The sequence below is a fragment of the Pararhizobium polonicum genome, assembly GCF_001687365.1.
Lineage (GTDB): Bacteria > Pseudomonadota > Alphaproteobacteria > Rhizobiales > Rhizobiaceae > Pararhizobium > Pararhizobium polonicum.
Map to the genome: position 1 here is coordinate 794,035 of NZ_LGLV01000004.1, position 25,968 is coordinate 820,002.

The 25,968-nt window shown below is 58.7% G+C and carries 22 protein-coding genes and 4 pseudogenes; 14 read left to right on the top strand and 12 right to left on the bottom strand.

The genetic code is table 11. The features are described from left to right. Window positions 1–311: 311 nt before the first annotated feature. The 4 genes from ADU59_RS05545 to ADU59_RS05560 all read right to left on the bottom strand — a co-directional run bounded on the left by ADU59_RS05545 (window position 312) and on the right by ADU59_RS05560 (window position 5,076). Window positions 312–1,268, bottom strand: coding sequence for a quinone oxidoreductase family protein (locus tag ADU59_RS05545; protein WP_068952425.1), 957 nt, complete (start codon window positions 1,266–1,268; stop codon window positions 312–314). A gap of 66 nt (window positions 1,269–1,334) precedes the next feature. Further along, window positions 1,335–2,333 carry a homoserine dehydrogenase gene (locus ADU59_RS05550; protein ID WP_068952428.1) on the bottom strand — a complete coding sequence of 333 codons (999 nt, stop codon included), beginning with the start codon at window positions 2,331–2,333 and terminating at the stop codon, window positions 1,335–1,337. 16 nt (window positions 2,334–2,349) lie between these two features. After that, window positions 2,350–4,110 carry a monovalent cation:proton antiporter-2 (CPA2) family protein gene (locus ADU59_RS05555; protein WP_068952430.1) on the bottom strand — a complete coding sequence of 587 codons (1,761 nt, stop codon included), beginning with the start codon at window positions 4,108–4,110 and terminating at the stop codon, window positions 2,350–2,352. 225 nt (window positions 4,111–4,335) lie between these two features. After that, entirely contained in the window at window positions 4,336–5,076 is a 741-nt protein-coding gene (locus ADU59_RS05560) for an SDR family NAD(P)-dependent oxidoreductase (protein WP_068952634.1), read from the bottom strand. Between the two features lie 54 nt (window positions 5,077–5,130). On the opposite strand from ADU59_RS05560, the gene ADU59_RS05565 reads away from it, so the two are divergent. Continuing rightward, window positions 5,131–6,135: an AraC family transcriptional regulator gene (locus ADU59_RS05565; protein WP_244506341.1), complete on the top strand. Its 1,005-nt coding sequence runs from the start codon at window positions 5,131–5,133 to the stop codon at window positions 6,133–6,135. 199 nt (window positions 6,136–6,334) lie between these two features. Here the strand turns inward: ADU59_RS05565 and ADU59_RS05570 are convergent, their stop codons facing one another. Then, window positions 6,335–6,736 (bottom strand): RidA family protein, encoded by a 402-nt coding sequence (locus ADU59_RS05570; RefSeq protein ID WP_068952432.1) that lies wholly within the window; start codon window positions 6,734–6,736, stop codon window positions 6,335–6,337. A 127-nt stretch (window positions 6,737–6,863) separates the two neighbouring features. Next, a pseudogene (locus ADU59_RS05575) lies at window positions 6,864–7,472 on the bottom strand (TetR/AcrR family transcriptional regulator). Window positions 7,473–7,538: 66 nt separating this feature from the next. Here ADU59_RS05575 and alaE point away from each other — a divergent pair. The 5 genes and pseudogenes from alaE (at window position 7,539) to ADU59_RS05600 (ending at window position 12,742) form a co-directional block, all read left to right on the top strand. Beyond that, window positions 7,539–8,000, top strand: a complete 462-nt coding sequence (gene alaE / locus ADU59_RS05580) for an L-alanine exporter AlaE (protein WP_068952434.1) — start codon at window positions 7,539–7,541, stop codon at window positions 7,998–8,000. Between the two features lie 472 nt (window positions 8,001–8,472). Next, window positions 8,473–9,309: an alpha/beta fold hydrolase gene (locus ADU59_RS05585; protein WP_068952436.1), complete on the top strand. Its 837-nt coding sequence runs from the start codon at window positions 8,473–8,475 to the stop codon at window positions 9,307–9,309. A gap of 99 nt (window positions 9,310–9,408) precedes the next feature. Further along, a complete protein-coding gene (locus ADU59_RS05590; protein WP_068952438.1) occupies window positions 9,409–9,777 on the top strand; it encodes an ethanolamine utilization protein in 369 nt (122 codons plus the stop codon). Window positions 9,778–9,883: 106 nt separating this feature from the next. Beyond that, window positions 9,884–10,897: an alpha/beta hydrolase gene (locus tag ADU59_RS05595; protein ID WP_244506342.1), complete on the top strand. Its 1,014-nt coding sequence runs from the start codon at window positions 9,884–9,886 to the stop codon at window positions 10,895–10,897. Between the two features lie 282 nt (window positions 10,898–11,179). Beyond that, a pseudogene (locus ADU59_RS05600) lies at window positions 11,180–12,742 on the top strand (methionine--tRNA ligase). A 109-nt stretch (window positions 12,743–12,851) separates the two neighbouring features. Here ADU59_RS05600 and ADU59_RS05605 read toward each other — a convergent pair. Further along, window positions 12,852–13,685 (bottom strand): enoyl-CoA hydratase/isomerase family protein, encoded by an 834-nt coding sequence (locus ADU59_RS05605; RefSeq protein ID WP_068952440.1) that lies wholly within the window; start codon window positions 13,683–13,685, stop codon window positions 12,852–12,854. Window positions 13,686–13,809: 124 nt separating this feature from the next. Between ADU59_RS05605 and ADU59_RS05610 the strand changes: the two genes are divergently transcribed. Continuing rightward, a complete protein-coding gene (locus tag ADU59_RS05610; protein ID WP_068952442.1) occupies window positions 13,810–14,193 on the top strand; it encodes a winged helix-turn-helix transcriptional regulator in 384 nt (127 codons plus the stop codon). A 167-nt stretch (window positions 14,194–14,360) separates the two neighbouring features. Here ADU59_RS05610 and ADU59_RS05615 read toward each other — a convergent pair whose 3' ends face one another. Next, the gene (locus tag ADU59_RS05615) at window positions 14,361–14,918 is read right to left on the bottom strand and encodes a TetR/AcrR family transcriptional regulator (RefSeq protein ID WP_068952640.1); all 558 of its coding nucleotides are present in this window, start codon (window positions 14,916–14,918) and stop codon (window positions 14,361–14,363) included. A gap of 172 nt (window positions 14,919–15,090) precedes the next feature. Here ADU59_RS05615 and ADU59_RS05620 point away from each other — a divergent pair, with 172 nt between their 5' ends. Then, on the top strand, window positions 15,091–16,029 hold the full coding sequence (locus tag ADU59_RS05620; RefSeq protein WP_068952444.1) for an alpha/beta hydrolase family protein: 939 nt from the start codon (window positions 15,091–15,093) through the stop codon (window positions 16,027–16,029). Window positions 16,030–16,100: 71 nt separating this feature from the next. Next, a pseudogene (locus tag ADU59_RS29520) lies at window positions 16,101–16,493 on the top strand (SDR family NAD(P)-dependent oxidoreductase); the annotation flags it as partial. A gap of 111 nt (window positions 16,494–16,604) precedes the next feature. Here ADU59_RS29520 and ADU59_RS05630 read toward each other — a convergent pair. From ADU59_RS05630 to ADU59_RS05645, 4 genes and pseudogenes are all read right to left on the bottom strand, one after another. Then, window positions 16,605–17,183 (bottom strand): annotated as a pseudogene (locus tag ADU59_RS05630) (4-carboxy-4-hydroxy-2-oxoadipate aldolase/oxaloacetate decarboxylase); the annotation flags it as partial. 1 nt (window position 17,184) lies between these two features. Then, window positions 17,185–18,147: a VOC family protein gene (locus ADU59_RS05635; protein ID WP_068952448.1), complete on the bottom strand. Its 963-nt coding sequence runs from the start codon at window positions 18,145–18,147 to the stop codon at window positions 17,185–17,187. A gap of 21 nt (window positions 18,148–18,168) precedes the next feature. Continuing rightward, the gene (locus tag ADU59_RS05640; protein WP_083198128.1) at window positions 18,169–18,903 is read right to left on the bottom strand and encodes a PIG-L deacetylase family protein; all 735 of its coding nucleotides are present in this window, start codon (window positions 18,901–18,903) and stop codon (window positions 18,169–18,171) included. A gap of 60 nt (window positions 18,904–18,963) precedes the next feature. Continuing rightward, window positions 18,964–20,115, bottom strand: coding sequence for an L-dopachrome tautomerase-related protein (locus tag ADU59_RS05645; RefSeq protein WP_068952452.1), 1,152 nt, complete (start codon window positions 20,113–20,115; stop codon window positions 18,964–18,966). 519 nt (window positions 20,116–20,634) lie between these two features. Here ADU59_RS05645 and ADU59_RS05650 point away from each other — a divergent pair. The 5 genes from ADU59_RS05650 to ADU59_RS05670 all read left to right on the top strand — a co-directional run bounded on the left by ADU59_RS05650 (window position 20,635) and on the right by ADU59_RS05670 (window position 25,954). Beyond that, on the top strand, window positions 20,635–21,996 hold the full coding sequence (locus ADU59_RS05650) for a CapA family protein (RefSeq protein WP_068952455.1): 1,362 nt from the start codon (window positions 20,635–20,637) through the stop codon (window positions 21,994–21,996). Between the two features lie 99 nt (window positions 21,997–22,095). Then, window positions 22,096–23,109: an ABC transporter ATP-binding protein gene (locus ADU59_RS05655; RefSeq protein ID WP_068952457.1), complete on the top strand. Its 1,014-nt coding sequence runs from the start codon at window positions 22,096–22,098 to the stop codon at window positions 23,107–23,109. Beyond that, on the top strand, window positions 23,106–24,050 hold the full coding sequence (locus ADU59_RS05660) for an ABC transporter ATP-binding protein (protein WP_068952459.1): 945 nt from the start codon (window positions 23,106–23,108) through the stop codon (window positions 24,048–24,050). Before ADU59_RS05655 ends, ADU59_RS05660 begins: the two co-directional genes overlap by 4 nt. A 3-nt stretch (window positions 24,051–24,053) precedes the next feature. Beyond that, window positions 24,054–25,007 carry an ABC transporter permease gene (locus ADU59_RS05665; RefSeq protein ID WP_068952461.1) on the top strand — a complete coding sequence of 318 codons (954 nt, stop codon included), beginning with the start codon at window positions 24,054–24,056 and terminating at the stop codon, window positions 25,005–25,007. Then, on the top strand, window positions 25,004–25,954 hold the full coding sequence (locus ADU59_RS05670; RefSeq protein WP_068952463.1) for an ABC transporter permease: 951 nt from the start codon (window positions 25,004–25,006) through the stop codon (window positions 25,952–25,954). The genes ADU59_RS05665 and ADU59_RS05670 overlap by 4 nt, the downstream gene beginning before the upstream one ends. Window positions 25,955–25,968 lie beyond the last annotated feature (14 nt).

Genomic DNA, 25,968 nt, shown 5'->3' on the forward strand with positions numbered 1-25,968 from the left:
CTTTTCGCTGAACGGAGAGAGATCGAACAGACGGTGGCCAGCCTCGTATCGACCGGTGGCACCGTGGCGACCTCCGCTGATAACCTGAAGAGACTGTATCAGAAGCTCAGGAACAAGATTGAAAGCGGCGAAGCCAAGAAGGTTTTGCTCGTTCGCACTGCTGCTTGGGATCGACAAAACAAGTGCCGGATATGAACGGGTCTCATCAAAACCCGTCGGCAGATGGACATTCGCAGCAACTGTTCCTCAACGAGGTCCGCTCCATGCCGGCGGCTTTCCTGCCGCCAGATCAGTTTTTCGACGCCTCTGCGTCAGGGTGTCATCACGACGCGGCCCAACGGCTTTGCCGTTTCGGCATATTCATGAGCTCTTGCTGCCTCTCGAAGCGGAAAGACCTGATCAATGACCACGTCCAGCCGCCTTTCCGCAGTGGCATTCAGAAGTTCGTCAACCGTCCGATGCACAGCAGGCCGTTCGAACAGCGGCCCCATGAAAACGCCGTGAAGCGTCTGATTGTTCTGCATGGGCGACCAGAGATCGACGTCGAGACCGTCACCGCCAGCGTTTCCGACGAAGACGAGACGTCCCTCGACGGCAAGCGCGGAAAGAGAGGCTTGCAAGGTCGATCCAACGGGGTCAATCACGAGATCAACTCCCCTGCCATCGGTCAGCCGACGGGCTTCCCCAACGACATCCTGCTCAAATCGATCAATGACATGCGCGGCTCCAAGTGCGGTCAAACGCGCTTGTCGTTCGCGACCACCGACGACCGCAACGACCGTCGCCCCCGCTTGACGCGCCAGCTGAATGGCCGCCAGACCAACGCCGCCAGCGGCCGCCTGGATCAGAACCGTCTCGCCTTCATTTAGCCGGCCCTTGGTGATGACACAGTGGCGGGCCGTCCCGAAGGAGATCGGTAGCGCCGCGGCTTGCGCCATGCCGACGTCATTCGGGATCAACCATGTGCGAGAGACGGGCACGGACCAGAGTTCGGCATGCGATCCCTGCATGTCGAAGGCCGTCACCCTTTGACCAACGCGTCGGTCCCTCACATTTTCGCCAACTGCAACAATGATCCCTGCAGCCGCATAACCAACGATCCAAGAGGATCGCTGTGGTGTCGAGCGCCGGTTGATCAAGTCGCCACCCTCAATCGAAATCGCCTCGACGGCAATCAGGACGTCCTGCGGCCCACAGACGGGATCGGGCACATCGGTATACCTCAAGACTGTCGGCGGACCGGGGTTGTCATAGACTGCAGCTTTCATGCGCTGTTCCTTTCCCGCTGGGGGCCTCTTGCCTTGAGTGGTAGCGGTGGCTATATCGCCCGATTTTCAGACCGTCCTTACCGCCAGGATATGTTCCAGATCCTTCAACGCTGCGGCGGCCGTCGCAAGCGGCTCTTTTCCAGACCCAATTGCGAGCGTCTCGCCCATCGCATCGGTGACGATGCGGATCGCCTTGTCCTTGCCGCGGATATTCGCGAGAGGATCGGCAAGCGGATAGGTCCGGATGCCGACCTCGGCGCGGATCGCACCGTTTTCGCGCCAAAGGCGGCCAACGAGTTTCGGAACCAGCCCCTGCCCGCGCCAGGCCTCGATCCGTTCCGCGGTGACCGACTGGATACCCGCTACGGTCAGATCGCTCATCGTAAGGTCAGCACCCAGTCCGAAATTGGCGAGGATCAGCAGCTTGCAGGCGGTATCCCAACCGTCGGTATCATTGCGCGGATCGGCCTCGGCGAAACCGCCAAGCTGTGCCTCCCGCAATGCCTCCTCGAAGCCGATTCCGCGTGTCGTCATGGCATCGAGCAGATAATTGGTCGTGGCGTTCAAGATGCCGTCGACCTCGAGCACCTCGCAGCCTTTGAGACTATGCTCAACCAGATCGAACGTCGGCAGCGCGGCCGCGGCGGCACCGCTGAGCTTGAGCATCGCGCCGGAGCCTTTGGCAAGCGCCCGCAGTTCCCGCCCGCTATGAACCAGCGCGCCCTTCGATATCACGATCGTGTCACGCCCGGCCGAAAGCGACGAGTGAAGATAGCCAAGCCCCGGGCCACCGGTGCGGAAGTCGCTCGGGCCTGCCTCGATCAGGATATCAGCGCCGCTTTCTTCGATGAAGGCCGGGCCCGAGAGCCCGTCTTCGAGCGTGGAGAGTTGCTCTTCTTCCAGTCCATCAGCGCTTTTTACACCGGACCGGGATCCGCAGACGGCCACGAGCCGCATATCCGTGCCGTAAACTTCGCGATAACGCTCCCGCCGGGACAGAAGCAGGCTTGTTGTTGCCCGCCCCACGCCGCCGAAACCTGCTATCGCAATCCTCGATGTCTTCATCGTATCGGCTCTTCCGCTACTTCGCTGCCACACCGCTCAGCGGCTCGGGAACGGGTCCGAGATGCAGGTGATCCATGCCGGACATGGCGTCTCCCTGTACCTGTTCGGACAGCCGCTCATTATCCCGCCGACGAACGTCCTCTGCCGCCTCCTCCACGTCAAGCTCGGCATAGCCCAGGGCGCGCAGGCCTTCCGCGCCCATCCTATAGGCGGATTCGACCGTTTCGCGGATCTGGTAATCGACGCCAGCGCGGATCAGGTCCACGGCATGGCCGCGATCATAGCTGCGCACCAGAATCTTGGCCTGTGGGAATTCATGTTGCGCCAGTTCCACGATCTGCAGGGCGGCCTTCGAGTCGTTGATGCAGATCAGCAAGGCCTCGGCCGAACCGGCGCCGGAATGGTGCAGCGTGTCGAGACGCGTGCCGTCGCCGAAAAACACCTTGAAACCGAAGCGTCCCGCTTCACGGATACGGTCGGGGTTCATATCGATGACGGAAAGGTTCACGCCCTTCGACAGAAGCAGTTGCGAGGCAATCTGGCCGAAACGGCCGAAGCCGATGATGAGCACTCTTCCGCTGAGATCACGCGCCGCCTCGACACCCTCCATCGACGCTTCGCTGCGCAGTAGACGGTCTGCCGCGATCATCAGCAGCGGCGTCAGCGCCATGGAGAAGATGATGACGGTGGTGAACAGCGCATTTTCGCGCGGATCGATCACGCCGCCGGCGGTTGCGGCGGCATAGAGCACGAAGGCGAACTCGCCGCCCTGCAGGAACATCGAGGTACGATGCAGGGCCTGGTGGCTGGAGCCGCCGAACAGGCGGGCAACCGCATACACAATAGCGCCCTTGGCTATGGTGAAGGCGACCAGCATGGCGAGCAGAAGCCCCCATTCGACTGCCACCACGGCAAGGTCCAGCGACATGCCGACGGCCATGAAGAACAGGCCCATCAGCAGGCCGCGAAACGGCTCGATATCGCTTTCGATCTGGTGCCTGTAGCTCGAAGTCGACAGCATCACGCCTGCAAGGAAGGCGCCCATCGCCATGGAAAGCCCGGCACCCGCCATCAGCAAAGCTGCTCCCAGCACCACCAGGAGCGCGCCGGCCGTCATCACCTCGCGGGTCCTTGCCCGCGCCAGGAGGGCGAAGAACGGGTTTAGCCCCCATTTCGATACGGCGAGAAGAACGAGCAGCGCGCCGAGCGCCAGGAGAACATCCATCCATCCCGACTGACCCTGCGACAGTGGCGACAGGAAGGCGACGACCGCCAGAAGCGGCACGATCATCAGGTCTTCGAAGAGAAGGATGGACACGGATTTCTGCCCCTCCGTGCTGGAAATCTCGCCGCGATCCTGCAGCACCGACATGATGACGGCCGTCGAGGAGAGCACGAAACCCGCGCCTGCAACGAAAGCGACCGTGGCAGGCAGACCGAAGACCAGCGTGCCTGCCAAGGACAGGGCAGCAGTCGCCGCCGCAACCTGCACGAGGCCAAGCCCGAAAATCTGGCCGCGCATGGCCCAAAGCTTATAAGGCCGCAGTTCCAGTCCGATGACGAACAGGAACATCACAACGCCCAGTTCGGAGAAATGCAATATCGACGCAGCATCGGTAAACAGCCCGACAACCGACGGCCCGACAAGCACGCCGGCTGCGAAATATCCGAGAACCGAACCGAGGCCTAACCGCCTAAACAGGGGCACCGCGACCACGGCCGCCCCCATCAGGACAATCGCCGGCCCAATCGTCTGCCCCAAGCTCGCTTCAGCCATGCACTCACATCCCCGGTCTCTTGTTTTAGAGCGGCCGGCAACAGGCCTTGCTTGGCCGATCCGCCTCTCACTGAGTTTGGTATCGTTGCAGCACTGGCACGAATAGTCGCAGCATCGGCAAAACTCTGTCGCCAAAAGAGGAACGTGAGTTGTATGGCTGATTCGCTATTGGCGAAACGAAGGTTGCCTGATTTCAGTCGAACAACCATCAGCCATCACCAAAGACTACGCAAGAGCCCCACCGTCCACCGTAAGGATGGTGCCGGTAATCTGTCGGGCGGCCGGCGTTGCCAGGAAAGCAACTGCAGCCGCGACATCCTGCGGCTGGTTGAAGCGACCGAGTGCGCTGAGACTGCGCTGGTAGTCGGCGAATTCGCCCGTCTCCGGATTCGAGTCCGTGTTCGTCGATCCCGGTTGCACGAGATTGACCGTTATGTCCCGAGGGCCTAATTCGCGCGCAAGACCGCGGTTAAATGCCTGGAGCGCGCCTTTGGTCATGTAGTAGACCGTGCCAGGTACTCCTGCGATACGATCCGCGCCCGCCGATCCGATGGTAATGATGCGCCCGCCGTCCTTGAGGTGGGGAATTGCAGCCTTTGCAGCGAGAACCGGCCCGCGTACGTTAACGGCAAGCAGTGCGTCGATATCCTCAACTGTGAAATCTGCAATCGTGTTATATCGCGCGACCGCCGCATTGTTGACGAGAATATCGAGACCGCCCAGCGCACGGACGGTTTCATCCACTGACCGCTGGATGGCTGCAGGATCCGCACTGTCGGCCTGTATCGCGATGGCCTTGCCGCCATTCCCTTCGATAGTCCGGACAAGTCGCTCCGCGCTGTCTACCGATCGCTCGTACGTTATCGCGACGTTTGCACCCTTCTCGGACAGCGCAATCGCAATCGCCTCGCCGATGCCGCGCGACCCGCCGGTCACGAGCGCATTCTTTCCAGCCAGATCATACATAATGATACCCTTTGCTTTCTCTGTCGCCATATTACCGATGTCGAGGTCCATTCCTTGGCACTGGTCGCTCCGGCAGGCTTTTCGTTCAGCCTCAAGATAGGCAATCACGATGCAGACAACATTCCCGATTTTCCCAGACACTTGCCTGATCCTACCAAATCACTACATGCTGACACGATGCTAGACTTGGTGATGCCGACCACACGCCTGCTGAACGATGTCGCTCCATTTATCCCGGAGCAGGGAGGAACAGTCGGCCTTCCAACGCCCGTTCCGCGCCTGACACTCTGGACGAGCACAAGGGTCACGTCGCCCACTCCGGCCGTGTTCGAACCCATGTTCTATGCGGTCTTGCAGGGAACAAAGGTCTTGATCATGGGTGCAAATCGTTTCGAGCTAACAGCGGGTGCCTGTGCAGTCTCGTCCTTCGGCCTGCCCTACAGCCACCAATTGACCGGGGCCAGACCCGGTCTGCCTTATGTCGGCATCAGCCTTCATCTTGATACCGACATCCTGACGCGCGTCATGCTCGATATGCCCAAACGCGAGGATCGCTGGACGTGCGCAGTCGCCGCAGGCAATCTCGACGGATCGGTCGGCGATGCATTCACTCGCCTAGTTGGGTTGCTGAACGAGCCAGAGGATATCGGCGCGCTGGCACCACACTACGAGTTCGAGCTTTATTATCGCCTTCTTCAAAGTTCGATGGGCGATACCCTCCGACAGGTTGGCAAACGGAACGACCGGTTCCAGCAACTCAAGGCAGCAGCCGATTGGCTCGCCGTCAATCACAGCGAGGTTGTCAACATTCCTGAACTGGCAGCGTCATCTCATATGAGCGCCACAAGCTTTCACAGACATTTCAAGGAAGTTACGGGTTTCAGCCCACTCGCCTTTCAACGTCATATCCGCCTGCTTGAGGCACGCAAGCTTCTTGCCGGCGGGAGCACCAATGTGTCGCGCGTGGCATACGAGGTGGGTTATAAAAGCCCTTCACAATTCAGCCGCGAATACAAGAGCATGTTCGGCAGCGCGCCGACGGCTGATCTGCAGCGGTAAACTCACTCGTTTCCCGCTGCAGATGAAGAATTGATCGGAAGGATCTTGGCCGGCCACACAGGGTGGGGAACAGCACTCAACATCTCCGCTGAGATGTTCGAGCTATAGCACGTCTTGAGCTACGCGATGGATGGCAGGCTTTCCCACCCTCCGTCGCCATATGCTGGCCAGATGCGCTTACCGCATCTGCGATCAGACATTAACCAAGGATTGCCGTCACGCGAATTTCGATACGCATCGTTGGAAGTCCCAGCGCCTCGACACCGGTTTGTGTCCAGATTGGGGCCCGATCCGGCATATACTCACGGTAGAGACGGCTGATGGTCTCATTCACGACCGGCGGAAACCCGCCCACGTGATAGGAGTTCACGTGCACGACATCCTTCCAGCTAGCGCCGGCTGTCGCCAAGGTGCGCTCCACGTTCTGAAAAGCCTGTTCGATCTCGACCTCGATCGTCTCCGGGATCTCCAGATCGTCGTTCCAGCCGCCTTGCCCGGATATTTCAACACGATCACCAATCTTCAGCGCTTGTGAATAGTGGAGAAGATCACGCAGTTTAGGTCCGTACCCGGGTGTAACGAAAACCTCAGCCTTAGGCATGGCTCATTCCTCTCGATTAGAAGTTGCTTGGCCGCAATAACATACGCAGCGTATGCTAAATGATGACATACCTCGCGTATTTCAATGCCAAGCAAAGTGGGCGAGGCAGTTGGGAAGGCTTGACCTGTTACGGTGATTGCTTATCGCTGGTGGCTAGGCAGCCGGAAGCAAGGCATTCGAATGCCGTGACAGCCTTTGGAAGCGTGATGTGTGGCTCCGAGCTTGCTGCTACCCAGATGGCCCCCGTGAGAGCAGCACCGTTGAGCAGACGTGCGAGGGCCTCGATATCGACCGCCTTGACATGGCCGTCATCCGCCAAATCCTGCGGCGTCGATATCGTGGCCTACAGGCACCGTCCTTGGCTTGGCCACGGGGATGGATCCCCGAGAACGGAAGGGCCGTCTAGCAGGACAATGCGCCGCACGTCAGGTTGAAGCGCCATCTCGATATAGGCTGCCCCTTCGGCAACCAGCCCCGCCCCTCCTCCTCCAGCAGCCTTCCCGGCTTCCACCGCGCTTTCTGCCATCGCGCTATCGATCTCGTCCACAATTGCGGCGAACAGTCCGCGCTTGTCGCCAAAATTGTGGTAAAGCGCACCGCGGGTCAGCCCTGCGTCTGCAGTCATGTCGTCCATCGAGGCGGCAGCATAGCCGTATTTAGCGAAAGCCCGCCGAGCTGCAGCCAACAGCTTTGCAGGCGCCTCTTCAACCATCTTGGCTCGCGCTCTCGGAGGCATTGATTGTCTTTCCGTTTCCGCCGTTTACGACACCGCGTTTGGAAAAGGCTTACGGAGAAGAACAGGTTGACCAAATCCGAGAGCCAACCGACGCGACGTCGGGCATATATCGCCGACACGTTCGCCCTGATTGTGTTCTTCACCACAACGGGTGTCATCAATGAACGTTTCATTGCGGGGATGACGTGGGAACAGGTTATACAGGCGCGCTTAATAGGTGCCTTACTCATGGTTCCGATCGGGCGCCCCTATGGCCTATGGCGGGACTGGATGATGAGCCACGCAAGCGAGACCGGTGTTTCACGCCTGACTTGGGACAGTCTCGCACTTCTAACCTTTCAGGCGCCACTCTACACCGCGATCATCTCCTTCAGCGGTGCCACCGGCAGCGGCCTTGTCCGAGGGGTCATTGGAGCCGCGGAGATGATGCTGTTGCTCGGGCGACCCTATGGTGCATTCCTCAATTTCGTACGCAGCCTCTTCAGTCTTCCCTCGGGCGGCTCGAAGCCCATGTCACTCAACACCTGAGCGGCTATGCCCCTGTCCGGCTGAAATGATCCGATTGATTGAAACAGAACGCTCGCAAGAAGCGAAACGCGTTTGCGTTCCGCTTCTTGCGACACACCTTTGCACGAAAGCGGCCTATCGGTTCGCGTCTTGAGATGCCATCAAGTCTCAAGACGGCTCGGAACGGGTGCTCCAACGAACCTGCAAACGCAAGTTTTTGAAAGAACCAAACTCCTGATTGTCAAGGTGTGGGTCCGAGTGCTCTTGCCAACGCCGCAACGGCCACAAAGCGGAAATTGTTCTGCAACGCCAACTGCATTTTATCAGACCGAGGGACAAGCCTATGCATCGCCATTTTAGTCTGGACCTGCCGCTCAGTCGCCGCGAGGTCCTGACTTCCGCAGCAGCCGTTGCTGCCAGTTCAACATTTTGGCCACGCCATGTGCGAGGCGACGAACCTGCCACATTCAAACCATCAGAAGGAGAGCGCAACATGGGCTTCGTGACCACAGACGACGGCGTACAGATTTTTTACAAGGATTGGGGCCCGAGAGATGCCCAGCCAATCTTATTTCATCATGGCTGGCCTCTATCGTCCGACGATTGGGACGCACAGATGCTTTTCTTCCTATCGAAGGGATTTCGCGTGGTCGCGCATGATCGGCGCGGGCACGGCCGTTCGGAGCAGGTTGCCGAAGGGCACGACATCGACCATTACGCAGCCGACGCTTTTGCCGTCGTCAAGGCCCTGGACCTGCGGAACGCGGTTCACGTTGGCCATTCCACAGGCGGCGGCGAAGTGGCGCGATATGTGGCGCGGTACGGCGAACTGGCCGGTCGTGTGGCGAAGGCCATTCTGGTCGCCGCCATTCCGCCGCTGATGCTGAAGACCGAGGACAACCCCGAAGGCACACCGATGGAGGTCTTCGACGGCTTTCGGTCGGCACTGGCCAGCAACCGTGCACAGTTCTTCCGCGACGTTCCGTCAGGCCCGTTCTACGGCTTCAACCGCGAGGGCGCGACGGTCCATGAAGGCGTCATCCAGAACTGGTGGCGGCAAGGAATGATGGGCAGCGCCAAGGCGCACTATGATGGCATCAAGGCCTTTTCGGAAACCGACCAGACGGAGGACCTGAAAGCCATCACCGTTCCGACGCTGGTGCTGCACGGCGAGGACGACCAGGTCGTTCCGATTGCGGCATCAGCTTCAAAGGCGGTCAAACTGCTTAGGAATGGCACATTGAAGACCTATCCCGGGTATTCACACGGAATGCTCACGGTCAACGCCGATGTTCTGAACGAGGATATCCTGGCTTTCATCGCCAAATAGCAGGCTCCATCAATTCGGGCCGCCGCGTCACGAACAGTCGCGCGGCGGTCACGCTATCGACCCATCAATCGCTCGGTTCCAATCTTCAGGAGATAGTCCATGACTGTTCACAAATTCGCCATTGCCGACGCGGTGTTTGAACGGTCGCCGGGGCAGGAAGGTGAGATCTACACCGGCAACCTGCTCGACCAGCGCCACGGCGGGCCAGTGACCATCGGGTTCGGGCGCTACGGCCCGAACCAGGTTCTCCAAGAGACCATACCCGTACACGACACGATGATTGTGCTGGAAGGACGCATAACGGTCTCAGATGCGCACGGATCGCAGACAGCGGGGCCAGGCGAAATCATTGCAATGCAGACAGGCGACAAGGTCACCATCCGTTCTCATGAGACTGGCGCCATGACCGCCTATGTGACATTTCCTCATTGGCAGCAGCCAGAACCCACATCATCGAGCTCAACGTGATGTGGACGATTGACTCTGCCGACCTACCGTTGCGTCTTTCGGCGTGGGTCATTTGCGTTGGTTCGGGTAGTTGCACGCCAAACCACGTGTGAACAGGAGTGCCCGCTTGAAGAACGAACAGAATCTCTCCCCCGTGGAAGGTGTATACGTCAGCGAACGTATCATTCCTGTTCCAACGTCGATCAGTCAGGAAGCGCAGGCCATGCTGCGCGCAGCCGTACAATATGACGGCACACCACACAATGCGCTTTATCCAATACCAGCACCAAACGATCGGGCAGCTTGGCGTCAGTTGCAGGCCGCAGCCGAAGCCCATTACGCCGCGGCTCTCAATGCAGTAACGAATGAAACAAGCACCGAGATCGAAACGCGGCGCCTGGGCACAGCGACTGTCCATATCACGTTACCGGAAAGCCCGCGCCTCAAAGACTGCGTTTTCATCGACCTGCATGGCGGCGCGCTCGTATTCGGTAGTGGCGATACCTGTCGCGAGAGCACACGGCTGCAGGCAAACCGACTCGGGATGACCTGCTACGGTATCGACTACCGGATGCCCCCGGACCACCCCTATCCGGCAGCACTCGACGACTGCCTGGCAGTGTATCGGCACGTGATCGATCACTATGGGGCCGATCGCGTCGTACTTGGCGGTCGCTCGGCCGGTGGCAATCTTGCCCTCGCCACCATCCTGCGGGCACGCGATGAAGGCCTGCCGTTTCCGGCAGGCGTCGTATTGCTGTCCCCGGAGCTGGATCTGACGGAGTCGGGTGACAGCTTTCAAACCAACCGCACCATCGATGTCGTGCTTCCCAATCCCCTGATGTCAAACAATCTGCTCTATGCGGATGGAGCGGTCCTGTCGCATCCGTATTTATCCCCGCTGTTCGGAGAGATGTCAGCCGCGTTTCCGCCGATATTCGTGCAGAGCGGAACGCGTGACCTGTTCCTCTCCAATGCGGTGAGATTGCATCGCAAGCTGCGACGCGTGGGAGCACCGGTTGAACTGCATGTGTTCGAGGCGATGCCGCATGGAGGCTTTTCAGGGTCTCCGGAAGATAAGGAGCTCGCGGAGGAAGTGGCCCGTTTCGTCACCGAATGTCTCCAGGCATTCGTTCCCTGACGATCCAAAGCTTACTTCGATGGATCGAAACGGCGATCTGTTGCGACCGAACCAACAGCGACATGATGTGGAGGCGCCCCTCAATGCGGGCTTGTTTCGGTCGCAACCGGATGATAGCACTGACAATATGAACAAAAATGCAACCAACGCCACGATGATGATGCCGCGCTCCTAGCGTGGCGGATTTTGTGCGCTTGTAATGCACCTTAGACCGCCCTTGAGGCGGTTTTTTCATTGGTCGATCCGCCTTGAGGGAAATGCAACCTTCACAAGGATATCCCGATGAACAGCACGAAGACTTACATCACCACCTCGATTCCATACGTCAATGCCGCGCCGCATGTTGGTTTTGCGCTCGAACTCGTGCAGGCTGATGCTTATGCCCGCCATTCTCGACTTCTGGGCAAAGACATTAGATTTCAGTGCGGTACGGATGACAAAAGTCTCAAAAACGTTCGCGCCGCGGAAGCAGCAGGACGTCCGGTGGCCGACTTCGTGGGAGAGAACGCAGACCGCTTCGAACAGCTCGGCAGGCACCTCCAAATTTCGAACGATGCATTCGTTCGCACATCCACGGATACGAGACATATTACCTGCGTTCATTCGCTGTGGAACGCGTGCGCCAGGAATGGCGACCTCTATCGAAAAAACTATGAGGGCTTTTATTGCGTTGGCTGTGAGCAGTTCTACGAACTCACGGATCTGGACGACGGAAGATGCCCGGAGCACGGTATCCCGCTTGAGACCGTGAGGGAGGAAAACTGATTCTTTCGCCTGTCTCGATATGGCGAGCGCATTCGACATCTGATCGAGACAAACGAGATCGAGGTCGTCCCGGTTCACCGGCGAAACGAAATACTCGCCCTGCTTCGGCGAGGACTCGAGGACATCAATGTGTCGCGCAGTGCTGAAAGAGCACGCGGCTGGGGCGTGCCCGTGCCGCGGAGCGACGAAGTCGTCTATGTCTGGTTCGATGCTCTCGCGAACTATCTCACAGGCCTCGGCTACGGTTCCGACGAAAGCCTGTTCCAGCGTTATTGGTCGCAACAAGGCGAACGCATCCATTTTGTCGGCAAGGGAATTTCCAAGTTTCACGCGATTTACTGGCCAGGGATACTCCTGTCTGCCGGAGTGCCGCTCCCGTCCTCGATCTTCGTTCATGGCTACCTAACCCTGGACGGAGGAAAAATCGGAAAGTCGGCCGGCAATGGCGTCGATCCCGAGGTCTTCGTGCAGCACTACAAGACCCCTGACGCATTGCGCTATTACCTGCTACTCCACATCCGTTCCGCGGATGATGGGGATTTCTCTAAAGAACGGCTTGAGGCCGCATGGTCTGGAGAACTCGGCGGGCAGTTGGGAAACCTTGTCAATCGGGTTCTCACGTTGCTGGCATCCTCCTTTTCAGCAATGACACCATCGGTTCCGGACAGCGCTCTTGTCCGCGAAGCAACCATCCTTCCCGAAAAAGTCTTCCATTCGTTTGACAGATACGAGCTCCATATCGGCTTAACAGAAATCTTTTCCTACCTGGGGTCCGCGAACAGAGAGTTCACGCGAAAAGCTCCCTGGTCTGATGCCAAAGTCTTGGCAGGAAAACTCGACAGAGTGGAACGACGAATAATTTCCGATCGCCTCGGGGCTACACTGGCAGAACAGGTGTATGGTCTCGCCACCGTCGCTCGCTGTTTGCTCCCGTTCTTGCCTGAATCCGCTTCCAGGCTGCACACGATGCTCGGAATACCCTGCCCGGCGCAGTATGATTTTCGAATATCCATTACCGGAGTGAAGACATCATCTGGAGAAATCCTCTTCCCGCGGCAGACGGCGGTGCGAATGAAGTGATGATTTTTGGCGCCAGCGCTTGCAATAGCGCAGGCGTGCCCATCAACGGCTGAAACCGCTCCACGACAGCTCGTTGGAGCGATTCCGCTATAGTCTGATCATTCACACTTCACATATTCAATGCACGCAGCAAGCTTTCCAAATTTCTCTCACCTTCCTTAGTCTGTGCTCCTGCTTTCAATCCGCCGCGGATGAGCTTTTCGGCGGCGGGGCGCTCGAACAATCCTGCCCAGGCCTCATGCTCGCGCTTAAAGCCATCCCGCAGATCTTCAAGAAGCAACGCCCTCTTGGCCGCGGCGATGACGCCTTCGGGCAAGGCGGCGATATTGTGCGCCAACCGGTCGACGAAGCCATCAAGCTCCGAGGCAGGCAGCGCCCGGTTGATCCAGCCATAGCGTTCCGCCGTCGCCGCATCAATGAGATCGGCGCCAAGGATCACTTCGAGGGCGCGGCCGCGCGTCATCCGGCTGGACAGATATTGCGTGGCGCCGCCGCCGGGCGTGATGCCCATCAGCGCTTCGCATTGGGCGAGTCCCGCCCGCTCTTCGGCGGCAAACGCCATGTCGGCCGCCGCGACGAATTCCGCACCGCCGCCGCGCGCCAAGCCGGCCAGCTTGACGATCGTGACCTGCGGCTGTTCTCGCAAAAGTTCCCCGAGCGCCTGGAAAGGATTGAGGCCCTCCGGAGCCTCACGAGCAATTTCGTCGAAGGCGTGCGGTTCATCGATCAATGTCATGTCGACATGAGCAATGAAGAATTCCGGGTCTGCGCTCTGGAAAACGAGGACGCGCGTGTCCGGGTCATCGCGAACGGAAAGGAGAAAGCGGCGCATCTCGCTCATCAAAGGAACATCGAGAACGTTGACTGGAGGATTGTCGATCGTGATCGTCGCGACGCCGTCCGCCAGGGAAACTAGAATCTTGCGGAAATCTGTGTCTGTCATCTGTAAGATCTCTGTTCTTCGGGAAATTCTGGCGCTGGTTTGGCGCCATTGACCCTAAAGTATTCATCGGACACCTAGCGTCAATTACGCACCCAAAGCATCCCAGGGATGCCGGAGGATACCGATGGATGAACCAACAAGTGAAAATGACCCGGTTTACCGTGCCGACTGCCCGAGCCGGGTGATCCTCGACCAGATCGCGGACAAGTGGTCGATGATGGTGCTAGCCGTATTGAGCGAGCCCCGTCGCTTCAACGCAATCAAGCGTCGCCTGGATGGCGTAACCCAACGAGTGCTCACACAAACGCTTCGAAAGCTTGAGCGCAATGGCATGCTGACGCGCAGGATCTTGGATGGGCGTGTGCTCGGGGTTGAATATGCCTTAACGCCCCTCGGCAGGTCGCTGCAAGGTCCTTTCGCGATCCTATTCGACTGGACCGTCGAGAACATCGAAGTGATTCAGGACTGCCAGCGCCGCTATGACGACGCGTCACTTGACACTATATAATGCTTGAGGTTGTGGCAGCTCTGCCGTCTCAAGCACCGGACGGCTACGGCCTCCGTACCGACTGGAAGGATAGCAGTTGCTCGCCCGAGACCGGGGCAGAGCGGGCTTGGACCCCACCACCGACAGGTTTCGCGACTTGGCGATCCCGACAAAGCTAGCAAATAAGGCTACTTCGGCTTCGCCGCACCATAACGCAGGCCATCCAGTAGCAGCATGAGCATTCGTTTGGTGTGCGAAGGCCCGTCCTCCCCCGAAGCTACAGCGAGGTTCCCGATCGCGCGCAGCAGATCGTAGGGAGCGACATCGGCACGGACTTCCCCTGCATCCGCAGCGGCTTTCAGTAGTATCGACAGAGCCGGTTCAAATCGGCTTCGGAAATAGTCCGGCAAGGTGGCGAATGCCGGATCGCCGGAATGGAGCGCCGCGGCCAACCCCTGTTTGGTGGCGAGGAAGCGCGTGTAGTGCTTCAGCCAAGCTACCAGCGCGTCGACTGGCCGGTGCTCAGCGGCAAGCAGCACTGCCGCATCGGCGCAGGCATCAACCTCCCGGCGGAACACCGCGGCAACCAAGTCGGCACGCGTCGGGAACCGGCGGTAGAGCGTACCCAGCCCTACGCCCGCTTGTGTCGCAATCTCCCGTATGGGCGCATCGACCCCCGAACGGGCGAACACGATCTTGGCGGCTTCCAAAACTGCTTCCTCATTCCTGCGGGCATCTGCACGCATTCGCGATGCCGGTGCTTCGGCATCGCCAGGAGCCGGTGACGCGGCCTCGACCGCATTCCGGAATTTGGTCGGCAACATTTTACGTGATCCTTCTTGCTAAGCGGATCATTGATCCGTATTTACAGCATAACGGATCAGTGATCCGTTTGCCAGTTCGGAGGTTCGCAGTCCCATGTCCAGCTCGTTCACAGAAAACCGCGCGCTCACCGCGGGCTTACCCACTATTGTCTCGATCTCTCCCATTACCTTACCGTCGCCGGGACGAGGCGTTGACGTGCAAGTTCGGGTCTCCTTACCGATCGCAGGTGACACGCTGCCCGTCATCATCTTCTCGCATGGCAATGGCCAGTCATTTCACGCCTATGGCCCCCTTGCTGATTATTGGGCAGCACATGGCTTCGCCGTGATCCAGCCAACACACCTGGATTCGCGGATGCTCGGCCTTGCTCCGGACGATCCTCGTCGCCCCCAATTCTGGCGCTACCGTGAGCAAGACCTTGCCGCCGTTCTCGACGGGCTCGAGCGCATCGAGAACGAGGCAATGATGATCCGGGGTCGGCTCGATCACTCGCGTATCGCGGTTGCCGGCCATTCGTGGGGCGCGCAGACCGCCAGTACCTTGCTTGGCGCCACCCATCCCGATCCGGACGACGGATCGATGGTCAACAGGAAGGACAACCGCGTGAAGGCGGGCGTGTTGCTGGCGGCGCCGGGTCGAGGCAATGACTTGACCGAATACGCAGCCCATACCTACCCATTCATGTATCCAGATTTTTCGGCCATGACGGCGTCGACCCTGATCATCGTCGGCGACCATGATGTGGGCAGGCTTTCAATACGTGGCGCCGGATGGTGGCGCGATGCCTACGATTTGAGCCCCTCACCCAAGACATTGTTCACGGCCTTTGGCGGCGAGCATGCTCTTGGCGGCATCCCCGGTTACGAGGCACGAGAGACGACAGACGAACGGCCGCAGCGGGTCGCCGCCATCCAGCGCCTTTCAACCGCCTTCCTCCGCAGCGCGCTCTATTCCGGCGATCCCGCCTTCTCAGTTACGGTCGCGGCCCAGGCGGCCGACGCTGCGCCGGAAGGCAGCGTCGAGACGAAGTAGGTCCCCGGACACCTTTTCCGTCCGCGCCTTCCAACGTTGCGCAAAATCACCACCACAGACAGGAGATTCACATGAACACCATCCTCATCACCGGATGCTCATCCGGTTTCGGGCTTGAAACTGCCCGCTATTTCCTTGATCGCGACTGGACTGTCATTGCCACGATGCGCATGCCTCGTGGGGATCTCTTGCCCGTATCCGACCGGCTGCGCGTCGTTGCACTCGGTGTGACCGACGCTGCAAACATTGCTCGTGCTCTGGAGGAAGCATGACCGATCGACGCCCTGGTCAACAATGCCGGTGCGGGTCTGATGGGGACGCTGGAAGGCGTGTCGACCGACGCAGCACGCCAACTATTCGAACTGAACACTTTCGGCACAATGGCAATGTCACAAGCCGTACTGCCCGGCTTCCGCGCGCAAGGGACGGGCGTGATCGTCAACGTGTCGTCCGCCGTGACACTAGCTGTGAGCTTTCAGCAGGTTGTCCATTCGGAGCGGATTTAGGAGACTGGAGTTACCACACCTCAGCTTCCAGGATCGCTCCGAATGGACAACCTGCTGAAAGCTCATACCTAGGCGCTTGCGCTTGGCATCCTCCGCTGCAATCGCGACCTCCTCTGCTTCAATTCGTTTAACGACACAGACCCCGTCATCGTCGGCAACGATGATGTCGCCGGCCTCGATGAGCGCCCCCGCGCAGACGATCGGAACGTTGACTGATCCAAGCGTCTCCTTGACCGTGCCCTGCGCGGAGACCGCCTTCGACCAAACGGGGAACTCCATTTGGGTCAGATCGCGGATGTCACGGACTCCCGCGTCGATTACGAGGCCTTGGCACCCTCTAGCCCGTGCCGAAGTCGCCAAAAGGTCGCCGAAGTAGCCGTTGTCGCAAGGAGACGTCGGGGCAAGCACCAGTATGTCGCCCTCTTGGATCTACTCTATGGCAACGTGGATCATCCAATTGTCGCCAGGAGGCGCCGAAATCGTAACCGCCGATCCGGCAATCTGCGCGCCGTGATAGATCGGACGCATCGTACTTGCGAGCATCCCCTTGCGGCCCTGCGCTTCGTGAACGGTCGCCACGCCCGCGGCAGCAAGTCTCTTGATGATCGATTGATCGGCGCGTTCGATATTCTGTACGACAACAGCCACATTAATCTCCTTTGAACTGCACAGGCGGCGTGCCATGCGTGTGGAAGGTCTCGATCGTTCTCAGCCCCCAGGCCTGCCCCTTCCTGCGCTCTCCTTCAGTCCAAATGACCGGCTCCCAGTCCGGAGCCAGTATGAGGCGTGCGCCAGCATTTGCGAGCTCCACGCGGTTCCCGGCTGGTTCCCAGACGTAGAGAAAGAAAGTGCCCTGGATGGCGTGTTTGTGCGGCCCTGTCTCGATATGGACGCCGTTCTCGAGAAAAATATCTGCCGCCCTTAAGATGTCTTCGCGGGTGTCGGTCGCGTATGTCAGATGATGCAGCCGTGCAGCGCCACGGCCATGCTCTTCGGTGCAGGCGAGATCGTATCCCTTGTTGTTGATAGTGAACCAGCAGCCGCCGACACGCCCGTTGTCGAGTGCGATCATCTCTGTCACGCGCGATCCGAGACATGTCTCCATGAATCGCCTGAACTCGGCGACATCGGAGGCAAGCAGATTCACATGATCGATTCGACGTGGATGACAGCCGTGCCCGTGAAACCGCGAAGCGATGTTTTTCAGCGCCGGCTTTTGATCACCGGTCGCCGTGAAGCGCACTGTGTCGTAGTAGATCTCAAAAGTATGTCCAAACGGGTCTTGAAAACGGAAAGCCCGTCCATGACCCAAATCTCCGTCAACCCAGCCAAGTGTTTTGTAGCCGCTTGCCATGATGGCGTTGACGCGCCGATCGAGCGCCTCCGGCGAGGACGCCCTGTAAGCGATGTGCCCCACACCGGTCGTGTGATGGCGAGTAAGCTTGAGAGTGTGGAACTCGTAGTCGTCCCATGCTCTCAGATAGGCTGAATTTTCGTCTTGTCCGGACAGCGTCAGTCCATAGACTCGAAGGAAGAAGTCAAGACTCTCCTCGAATTTATTCGAGTACATCTCAACGTGCGCCAGGTGTGCGATGTCGAAGCAGGGCTCCATTTTATTCTCCCAGAGCCGAATTCATAGCTCATCGACTGTTCGTGGAAAGATCGACTGGTATCCTTCGGCATATTTCGAAGCACGCCCCCCTGACTGACCGCCCGAATTGCGTTGGAAGTGGTTGGCGCGATTCTGAGCCACTCTGGTGTAAAACTCCCAGAGATGCTCCTGCCCTTCCATGCATTCGATCGCAGCACGCTTCTTGTCCCATACCGACGTGATGTCGAGGAACACATCTGGCTTCCATCCCATCTGCTCGGTCTGATGCGGCTCGAAGAGATAGAGTTGCGGCGCGCCAAGCACCTTCTCACCGGGATTGTGGCCCCAGGCCTGGGCAATCATGCGCGCCTCGAGCGCAACCTGCGTGGCATACATGTGATCCGTATTATAAGGATCATATTGCGAGTGGCTCAGCATGAAGGCCGGCTGGACTTTGCGGATCACGTCAACGAGACGATATTTGTCGTCATCGGTCAGACGGAGCGGGTAGTCTCCGAGGTCGAAACTAACCAGTTCGTGGACGCCGAGTGCCTGCGCTGCTCTTTCGGATTCGGCGCGACGGGCGGCCTTCACCTTTTCCAACGTCATTGCCGGATCTTTCCAGAGTTTCGCCGATTCACCGCGCTCGCCGAACGATAGGCATACCACGGTGACCTCGTAGCCCTTGTCGGCATGCAGAGCTATCGCGCCCCCGCATCGCCAAACGAAATCGGCCGCATGGGCGCTGATCACAAGTGCAGTCTTTTTCTCTGACACGGATATGTCTCCTTCCATTCAATGGTCAGCCCGCGCCACGCCGGCCGACAGGATAAACGCTCATCCGGCCTTGAGGCCGTTCAACGAATTCCCAAGTTTGATGCCCGCAATTTCCTTTGGCAGATCAACGACGTAGATTTTCCACGGACGCTTCACCATGTCCTGCTTGTTCCCGAAAAGCCTTGTACGTCGGGATTGGGTGACCGGGATGTAGAGCTTACGATCGGCGGAGATGAACGACCCGTCCGGACTGATGAACTCTTCGTCCGACGTCACGACGGCTGTAAGTCCGTCGGGCGTCAGAACCGTCACCCGCTTGTTGTCCAATTCGGAGAGGTAGAGGTTGCCGTTCGTGTCAAGCGCGCATCCTCCGCTTCGCGCGATCGCGGCGTGTTCCACGACCTGACTTGCAAGCGCTTCGTCGTCGATCGACGGGTCACGGACCGCGGAAGCCTTGACCTTGATGAAGGGCCCCGTCGGAGCGGCGGCGAAAACCCATTCGCCATCCTGGCTGACCTCGATCATGTCAATCTTCGGCGTCTTATGATTGCCTTGCTGAAGCTTGGGATCTTCCTTGGCCTGCATTTGTGGAAAACCCGACATACGCCGAAGTGTCTGCCCGCTCTTGAGGTTGTGGTAAATCAGGGCGCCGAGACCGGAATCCGTGACATATATGTGCTCACCATAGACCCGAAGGTCATTCATCTTGGCACCCCTGGGGAGAATGCTTTCGTCGAAGCGCAAGACTTGCAGCACCGCGCCAGTATCAGGATCAAGTTGCACGAGCTTCTGCGCGCCCGGGCGTGGTTCCGACAACTCTGGCGGATAGGAATCCGCGCGCAACGCTCCTTGATCGACTACCCAGACGGTATTGTCTTTGAAGATGTGTATCGAGTTGACGTAAACGAAACTCTCCCGCCCGTCGTCGCCGGGCTTCCATTCGTTCCAGCCGTTGCCTGGAAACGCCACCGGCTTCCCGTCAGAGCCGCGTTTTGCCAGGGAAGGCGTCTGATCGTAATCGGGATACCGCGGCAGCCCGAAAAACATGTCACCGCTGGTCGTCAGTGCGATCTGGTTGCAAAACCACGGTACTTCTGCAGCAACCGTGTGCAGCAGCTCGTTCGCCTCCGCCATTGCACGTCTCGTCGGGTTCAGTCCGGAAGCCACGGCAATTCCAACCGCAGCCATGAAAGTACGACGCCCTAGTTTCATCACATCCTCCGCGTGATAGCAGCCACATATTTGCGACGCCGCAGGACCTTGTGGACAACAGAACGCGCCATCGCGGCTCGATCGCGAGACGGATGTCACTGTAGATTGAAGGAGCGTCGCACTGGACCAGCCATGTTCCTCCGCTGCTGGACCGCTCCGCCAAGGTAGATGAATGGTGGCTGGTTGCTAGTTATCTCGGCGGAATATCAGCCTTGCCGTTTTGTTATGGACACGGTCGATCCAGACAACCGTGCGATAGGAACGGCATGTTGTGACCGGAACGCCGTCGCAACTCGACGCCGCAGTTCAAACGCTCGTGAACCTGTGTCGAGAAAGAGATATGCCGAAATGGCATTTCTGAAAGGCAACTCATAAATCTGGTGATAGCTGGCAGGGGTGTTATGGTCTCGATGCGGCGGGAGTGAGTAGTCGCGTGGGAGTTACGCTCACAATTATGACAGATCGGCAGTCCGGCAGGGGCGAACATGTTCGCTCGTTTGCGCCGGCTCAGGAGGTTTTATGGTGTCGACACGAAACTGGAAAGTGGCGCTGGCGGGTGAATGCATGGTGTGTCGCCCATTTGCGATGCATGATGAACCTCAATTCAACGAGGTTTGGGATGTCCTCAGGGACGCTGACGTGACGTACGGTCACTTGGAAATGAATTTCGCCGATTACGACGAACTGAAATGGCCCGCCCGCGGCCAGGGTATCGGCAGCTTCATGATGGCGGATCCGGAAATCGCCAAGGATTTGAAGTGGGCAGGGTTCGACATCATGTCGACCGCGCACAACCACAGCTTCGACTTCGGCGCAGAAGGTTTGTTCGCGACGAAGAAGCACATGAAGGCCGTCGGCATCGTAACGGCCGGCACAGGCGCTGATCTCGAATTGGCTGGCGAACCAGGCTATGTCGACAAGAAGAATGGACGGGTCGCCCTCGTCTCCGTGAGCTCCGGCAACCAGCACTTCATGTGGGCGGGCATGCCGAAAGGAGCCCTGAAAGGGCGTCCGGGAGTGAATCCACAGCGTCTTACCTTCGAATTCATGGTCGATGAGCAAACGGCTACGAACCTCAAGGAATTCGGCGAGAAGTTCAACTTCATGAAAAAGCCGAAGCATGGTCGTGAGGGATCGTTCGGCATTCAGATCCCCGGCGCGCAGCAATGGGGTGACCCGGAGTCCTTTTTCGTCGGCGACAAGTGCGAGATCATCAGCCGCTGCCACAAGCGCGACCTCGATCGCAACCTTCGCTCGGTACACGAAGCGCACGCCATGGCCGATCTCGTCATCGTCGCGCACCATTTCAGCGTCTCCGACGGCCCTCGCGGCGACACGCCTCCTGGCTTCGTCAAGGAATTCGCACATGCAATGATCGATGGCGGCGCCGACATCTATGTAGGCCATGGCTGGCACAGGACGCTCGGCGTCGAAATCTACAACGGAAAGCCGATCTTTTACGGCATCGGAAACTTCTTCGCCCAGTCGGAGTTCATTCAACGCGTGCCGTTTGACAGCTATGATGCATGGGGTCATGACGTCGACCGTCTCTCAATGTTGACACCAGCCGCCCATCCGCTTCATCCGGGTCTCGACACTCCAACCGACACCTGGTGGAGTTCGGCTGTCATCAAACTTGAAATGGACGGCGACAAGGTGCGGCGCGTTCTTCTGCATCCCGTGGAGATGGGCCGCGACACCTCGCCCGATGTGAAGCAGACGCGGCGTACTGGGAAGGGCGAACACCATAACACCGAGGGTCGGCCTATGATGGCGAAGGGCGAGGATGCGGTTCGCATCATTGATCGCTATCGTCGCTTGTCCGAGCCATTCGGAACCCGGATCGAAATCAAAAACGGTGTAGGCGTTATAGAGCTATAGCCTGCCCCCGCCTGCCGCGGAGAGGACCGCGTCAGGCACCGACTGCACAAGACTGTGTTCCTGTCACATCAGGCCAGACATTCGAAAGGGAGGAGACGAATGCTATATGTCAACGGCACTGTCGCTGGTGGCGAAGCTGCGTCGATCGCCGGGAATTCCAAGTCTCTGCTCGCCGTGAAAGACCTGAAGGTCTCCTTCCCTGGACCACAAGGGCCAGTGAACATCGTGCGGCGGTTGAGCTATCAGATCCCGCGCGGGGAGACGCTCGGAATCGTGGGCGAAAGCGGTTGTGGCAAGACGATGACCTCGCTTGCTCTCCTCGGGCTTGTCGCCGGTGGCGGAAAGGTAGAGGGGACCATCGACTTCGGAAATCGCGACCTTGCCAAATTCGATCAGCGTCAATGGCAGACGGTCAGAGGTCGAGAGATCGCTATGATTTTTCAGGAACCGATGACCGCAATGAATCCTGTCATGTCGGTTGGACGACAAATCGCCGAAGTCCTGGTGAAGCATGAGAAGATCGGCAAGGCAGCGGCGCATGGCCGCGCGATCGATCTGCTGGCTCAGGTGGGGATTCCATCGCCGGCCAGACGCGCTGAAGACTATCCTCATCAATTGTCCGGGGGCATGCGCCAACGCGCTATGATCGCCATGGCCCTCGCCTGTCGTCCAAAACTGCTGATCGCCGACGAGCCCACGACCGCCCTCGACGTGACAATTCAGGCGCAAATCCTTGATCTGATGCTGACGCTTCAGGAGGACGCCCAGATGTCGATCCAGTTCATCAGCCACAATCTGGCGGTCGTTTCCGAAGTCGCTCACGCGATCATGGTCATGTATGCGGGCAAGGCCGTCGAGTATGCCCCCGCTGACGAATTGTTCGACAATCCCCTTCATCCATATACCCAAGGCCTTATTCAAACGCTGCCGGATCCAGACAAGCGCGTCGAGCGCCTGTACGTCATCCCGGGCCGTGTCACGACCGACATCGCGGCCGGCTGCCGGTTCGCCCGACGCTGTCCGTTTGCAGACGACGTCTGTCGGGCCGTCGAACCGGAGCTTCTCGAAGTTTCTCCCGGCCATCAGGTCGCCTGCCACAAGGTAAATCCATGACGGAACTCCTGACCCTCGATCGCATCAACGTCGATATTCCGATTGGCGGCGGTTTTATGAAGCCGGCGACTTTGCTACAAGCGGTCAACGACGTCTCGTTGACGGTATCTACGGGTGAGACACTGGCTCTGGTCGGCGAAAGCGGCAGTGGCAAATCGACGCTCGGATATGTCGTTGCCGGCCTGCGAAAGCAAACTTCCGGAACAGTGACATTCAAAAGCGGGCGAGGTGGCGAGAGTGACCATACGCCCGTACAAGTCATCTTTCAGGATCCCTTCTCCGCGCTGGATCCGCGCATGGTCGTCGGCGAGATTGTCGCGGAGCCTTTGCGGCTCAAAGGCGTTCCAAGCGAAAAACGCCAAGCGCGTGCGGTGGAGGTGCTGGGGCAGGTTGGGTTGCCGCCTGAAGCCGCACGTCGCTATCCTCACCAATTTTCTGGGGGCCAGCGCCAGAGGATCGCGATCGCGCGGGCATTGATCGCGGAACCCGAGATGATCGTTGCCGACGAACCGCTTTCGGCACTCGACGTTTCGATCCAAAGCCAAGTTCTCAATCTGCTCGACGACATAAAGAAGCAGCACGGGATCAGCTACCTGTTCATCAGCCACGATCTCGGCGTTGTGCGGCATCTCGCTGACCGCGTTGCCGTTCTCTATCTGGGTCGTCTCATGGAGGTCGCGGCTTCAGAGGACGTCTTCCAGACTCCGAGCCATCCCTACACGCAGGCGCTATTGGCAGCCGTGCCTCGCATTGGCCGCGGGCGACGGAAGAAAGAGGAGCTACTTCGAGGCGAGATCCCCTCGCCGCTTGCGCCTCCATCGGGCTGTGTTTTCCATACGCGCTGTCCGAAGGCTCAGGACCTCTGCAAGGCGGAACGACCTGCCCTACTGCCAGCACCCGGTCGACCGACCCAGCTTTCCGCCTGTCATTTCAAGGATTGAGCCATGTTGAGATACACGACTTCACGTCTCCTCCAGGCAGTCCTCGTCACCTTTGTGATGTCGCTTCTGCTGTTTATGCTGATCGGCCTGATGCCCGGTGATCCTGTTGAGAACATGCTTGAGGGCAACCCATCGCTCACCCCCGAGACGATGGCGCAAATGCGAGCGCTTTATGGCGTCGATCAGTCGCTTTTCGCCCGCTACGGGCATTGGCTGTATGCGGCGCTGCACGGCGACCTCGGTTACTCCAGCGTTTACTTCAAACCCGTCCTGGAAATCCTCGGCCCCGCCGTCATCCAGACAGCCAAGCTCCTCATCGCGACCGAACTGATCAGTATACCAATTGCGATGGTCCTCGGCGCCCTCGCAGCCCGCAAACCCGGCGGTTGGGTTGACAACCTCATCAGCCTTCTTGCCTTTGCAAGCATATCGTTGCCTGGCTTTTGGACTTCACTCATCCTGATCATCGTTTTCTCTGTGAAGCTGGGCTGGCTTCCCGCAAGCGGTACGCCACTGTTGGCTGACGCACCGATCGGCGACCAAATCGTCCACATGATCCTTCCCATCGTCGTTTTGACGTTCTTCCACGTTGGACCTTTGGTGCGCTACGTCCGGGCCTCGATGATCGAGACGTTGAATTCCGACTTCGTTCGAACTGCTCGGGCAAAGGGTCTCTCGGAAACGACTGTCGTCATGCGCCATGCGCTGCGCAATGCGCTTATCCCGATGGTGACGGTTCTCGCGCTGGGATTTGGTTCTCTTTTCTCCGGCGCACTCGTTGTGGAGACGATCTTCGGCATGCTGGGCATGGGAAAGGTCATCTACGATTCAATCAGCAACATCGACTTCAACCTCGCGCTGGTCGGACTGCTTCTCGCGACCATCGTCACGTTGTTTTCGAGCCTTCTCGCAGACCTGGCCTATGCATGGCTCGACCCGAGGATCACACTTAAATGACCATCATCACAGCCGACACAGCACCCGAGCGCGCGACTAATAACTCTGTCTGGAGCAAGCGCTGGGAGCGATTCCGCCACAACAAGCTCGCGATGATCTCACTGGTTTTCCTGATCATCCTGACGCTTGCTTGCGCCATGGCGGGACCGATCGCCCATCTAACGGGGATCGACCCCAACGCAACCAATCTGCTTCGCCGCTTCAAGCCGCCGACCGCGCAGCACTGGCTCGGAACAGACGACCTTGGACGCGACGTGCTCCTTCGTCTTCTTGGCGGTGGGCAAGTCTCGATCGCCGTCGGCTTGCTCGCCACGTTCATCACCGCAATTATCGGCATCTCGGTCGGCGTCACCGCCGGCTACATCGGAGGAAAGTTCGACAACATTCTCATGCGCATGACGGACTGCATCATCGCACTCCCGCTGATCCCCGTACTGATCGTGCTCGGCGCTGTCGATCTCACCAAGCTCGGTCTCAGTCAGACCGCAGCGACGTCGCCAATGGCAGTCTTCTTGCGTATTGTCATAATTATCGCGCTCGTCGATTGGACAACGATCGCCAGAATCGCACGGGCGGGGACGATCGGACTAAGAGACGTGGACTACGTCCGGGCGTCAACGGTCAGCGGGGCAAGGGGCAGCTACAACGTATTTGTCCACATTCTGCCGAATATCGCGACGCCGCTGATCGTCGCAATGACATTGTCGGTCGGTCGGATCATCCTGTTTGAATCAACCCTGAGCTTCCTTGGATTCGGTATTATTCCGCCAACGCCAACATGGGGCAACATGCTGACCAACGCCCAGCAGCTCATCATCTCCGCACCAATGCTTGCCGTCTATCCGGGCCTCCTAATCTTCACCACCGTGATGGCTGTAAATTTTGTGGGCGACGGCGTTCGCTCGGCATTCGATCCGCGGTCAGAAACGCGCTCCGGATCACACTAAGAGTTTCGAAAATA

What these genes read in the sequence shown, in the direction of transcription:
- ADU59_RS05645 (WP_068952452.1), bottom strand. Translation starts at nt 20,115, where the DNA reads ATGAAACTAGGGCGTCGTACTTTCATGGCTGCGGTTGGAATTGCCGTG.
- ADU59_RS05560 (WP_068952634.1), bottom strand. Translation starts at nt 5,076, where the DNA reads ATGTATGATCTGGCTGGAAAGAATGCGCTCGTGACCGGCGGGTCGCGC.
- ADU59_RS05610 (WP_068952442.1), top strand. Translation starts at nt 13,810, where the DNA reads ATGGATGAACCAACAAGTGAAAATGACCCGGTTTACCGTGCCGACTGC.
- ADU59_RS05635 (WP_068952448.1), bottom strand. Translation starts at nt 18,147, where the DNA reads ATGGAGCCCTGCTTCGACATCGCACACCTGGCGCACGTTGAGATGTAC.
- ADU59_RS05620 (WP_068952444.1), top strand. Translation starts at nt 15,091, where the DNA reads ATGTCCAGCTCGTTCACAGAAAACCGCGCGCTCACCGCGGGCTTACCC.
- ADU59_RS05550 (WP_068952428.1), bottom strand. Translation starts at nt 2,333, where the DNA reads ATGAAGACATCGAGGATTGCGATAGCAGGTTTCGGCGGCGTGGGGCGG.
- ADU59_RS05585 (WP_068952436.1), top strand. Translation starts at nt 8,473, where the DNA reads ATGGGCTTCGTGACCACAGACGACGGCGTACAGATTTTTTACAAGGAT.
- ADU59_RS05605 (WP_068952440.1), bottom strand. Translation starts at nt 13,685, where the DNA reads ATGACAGACACAGATTTCCGCAAGATTCTAGTTTCCCTGGCGGACGGC.
- ADU59_RS05555 (WP_068952430.1), bottom strand. Translation starts at nt 4,110, where the DNA reads ATGGCTGAAGCGAGCTTGGGGCAGACGATTGGGCCGGCGATTGTCCTG.
- ADU59_RS05655 (WP_068952457.1), top strand. Translation starts at nt 22,096, where the DNA reads ATGCTATATGTCAACGGCACTGTCGCTGGTGGCGAAGCTGCGTCGATC.
- ADU59_RS05660 (WP_068952459.1), top strand. Translation starts at nt 23,106, where the DNA reads ATGACGGAACTCCTGACCCTCGATCGCATCAACGTCGATATTCCGATT.
- ADU59_RS05590 (WP_068952438.1), top strand. Translation starts at nt 9,409, where the DNA reads ATGACTGTTCACAAATTCGCCATTGCCGACGCGGTGTTTGAACGGTCG.
- ADU59_RS05665 (WP_068952461.1), top strand. Translation starts at nt 24,054, where the DNA reads ATGTTGAGATACACGACTTCACGTCTCCTCCAGGCAGTCCTCGTCACC.
- ADU59_RS05650 (WP_068952455.1), top strand. Translation starts at nt 20,635, where the DNA reads ATGGTGTCGACACGAAACTGGAAAGTGGCGCTGGCGGGTGAATGCATG.
- ADU59_RS05615 (WP_068952640.1), bottom strand. Translation starts at nt 14,918, where the DNA reads ATGCGTGCAGATGCCCGCAGGAATGAGGAAGCAGTTTTGGAAGCCGCC.
- ADU59_RS05545 (WP_068952425.1), bottom strand. Translation starts at nt 1,268, where the DNA reads ATGAAAGCTGCAGTCTATGACAACCCCGGTCCGCCGACAGTCTTGAGG.
- ADU59_RS05670 (WP_068952463.1), top strand. Translation starts at nt 25,004, where the DNA reads ATGACCATCATCACAGCCGACACAGCACCCGAGCGCGCGACTAATAAC.
- ADU59_RS05570 (WP_068952432.1), bottom strand. Translation starts at nt 6,736, where the DNA reads ATGCCTAAGGCTGAGGTTTTCGTTACACCCGGGTACGGACCTAAACTG.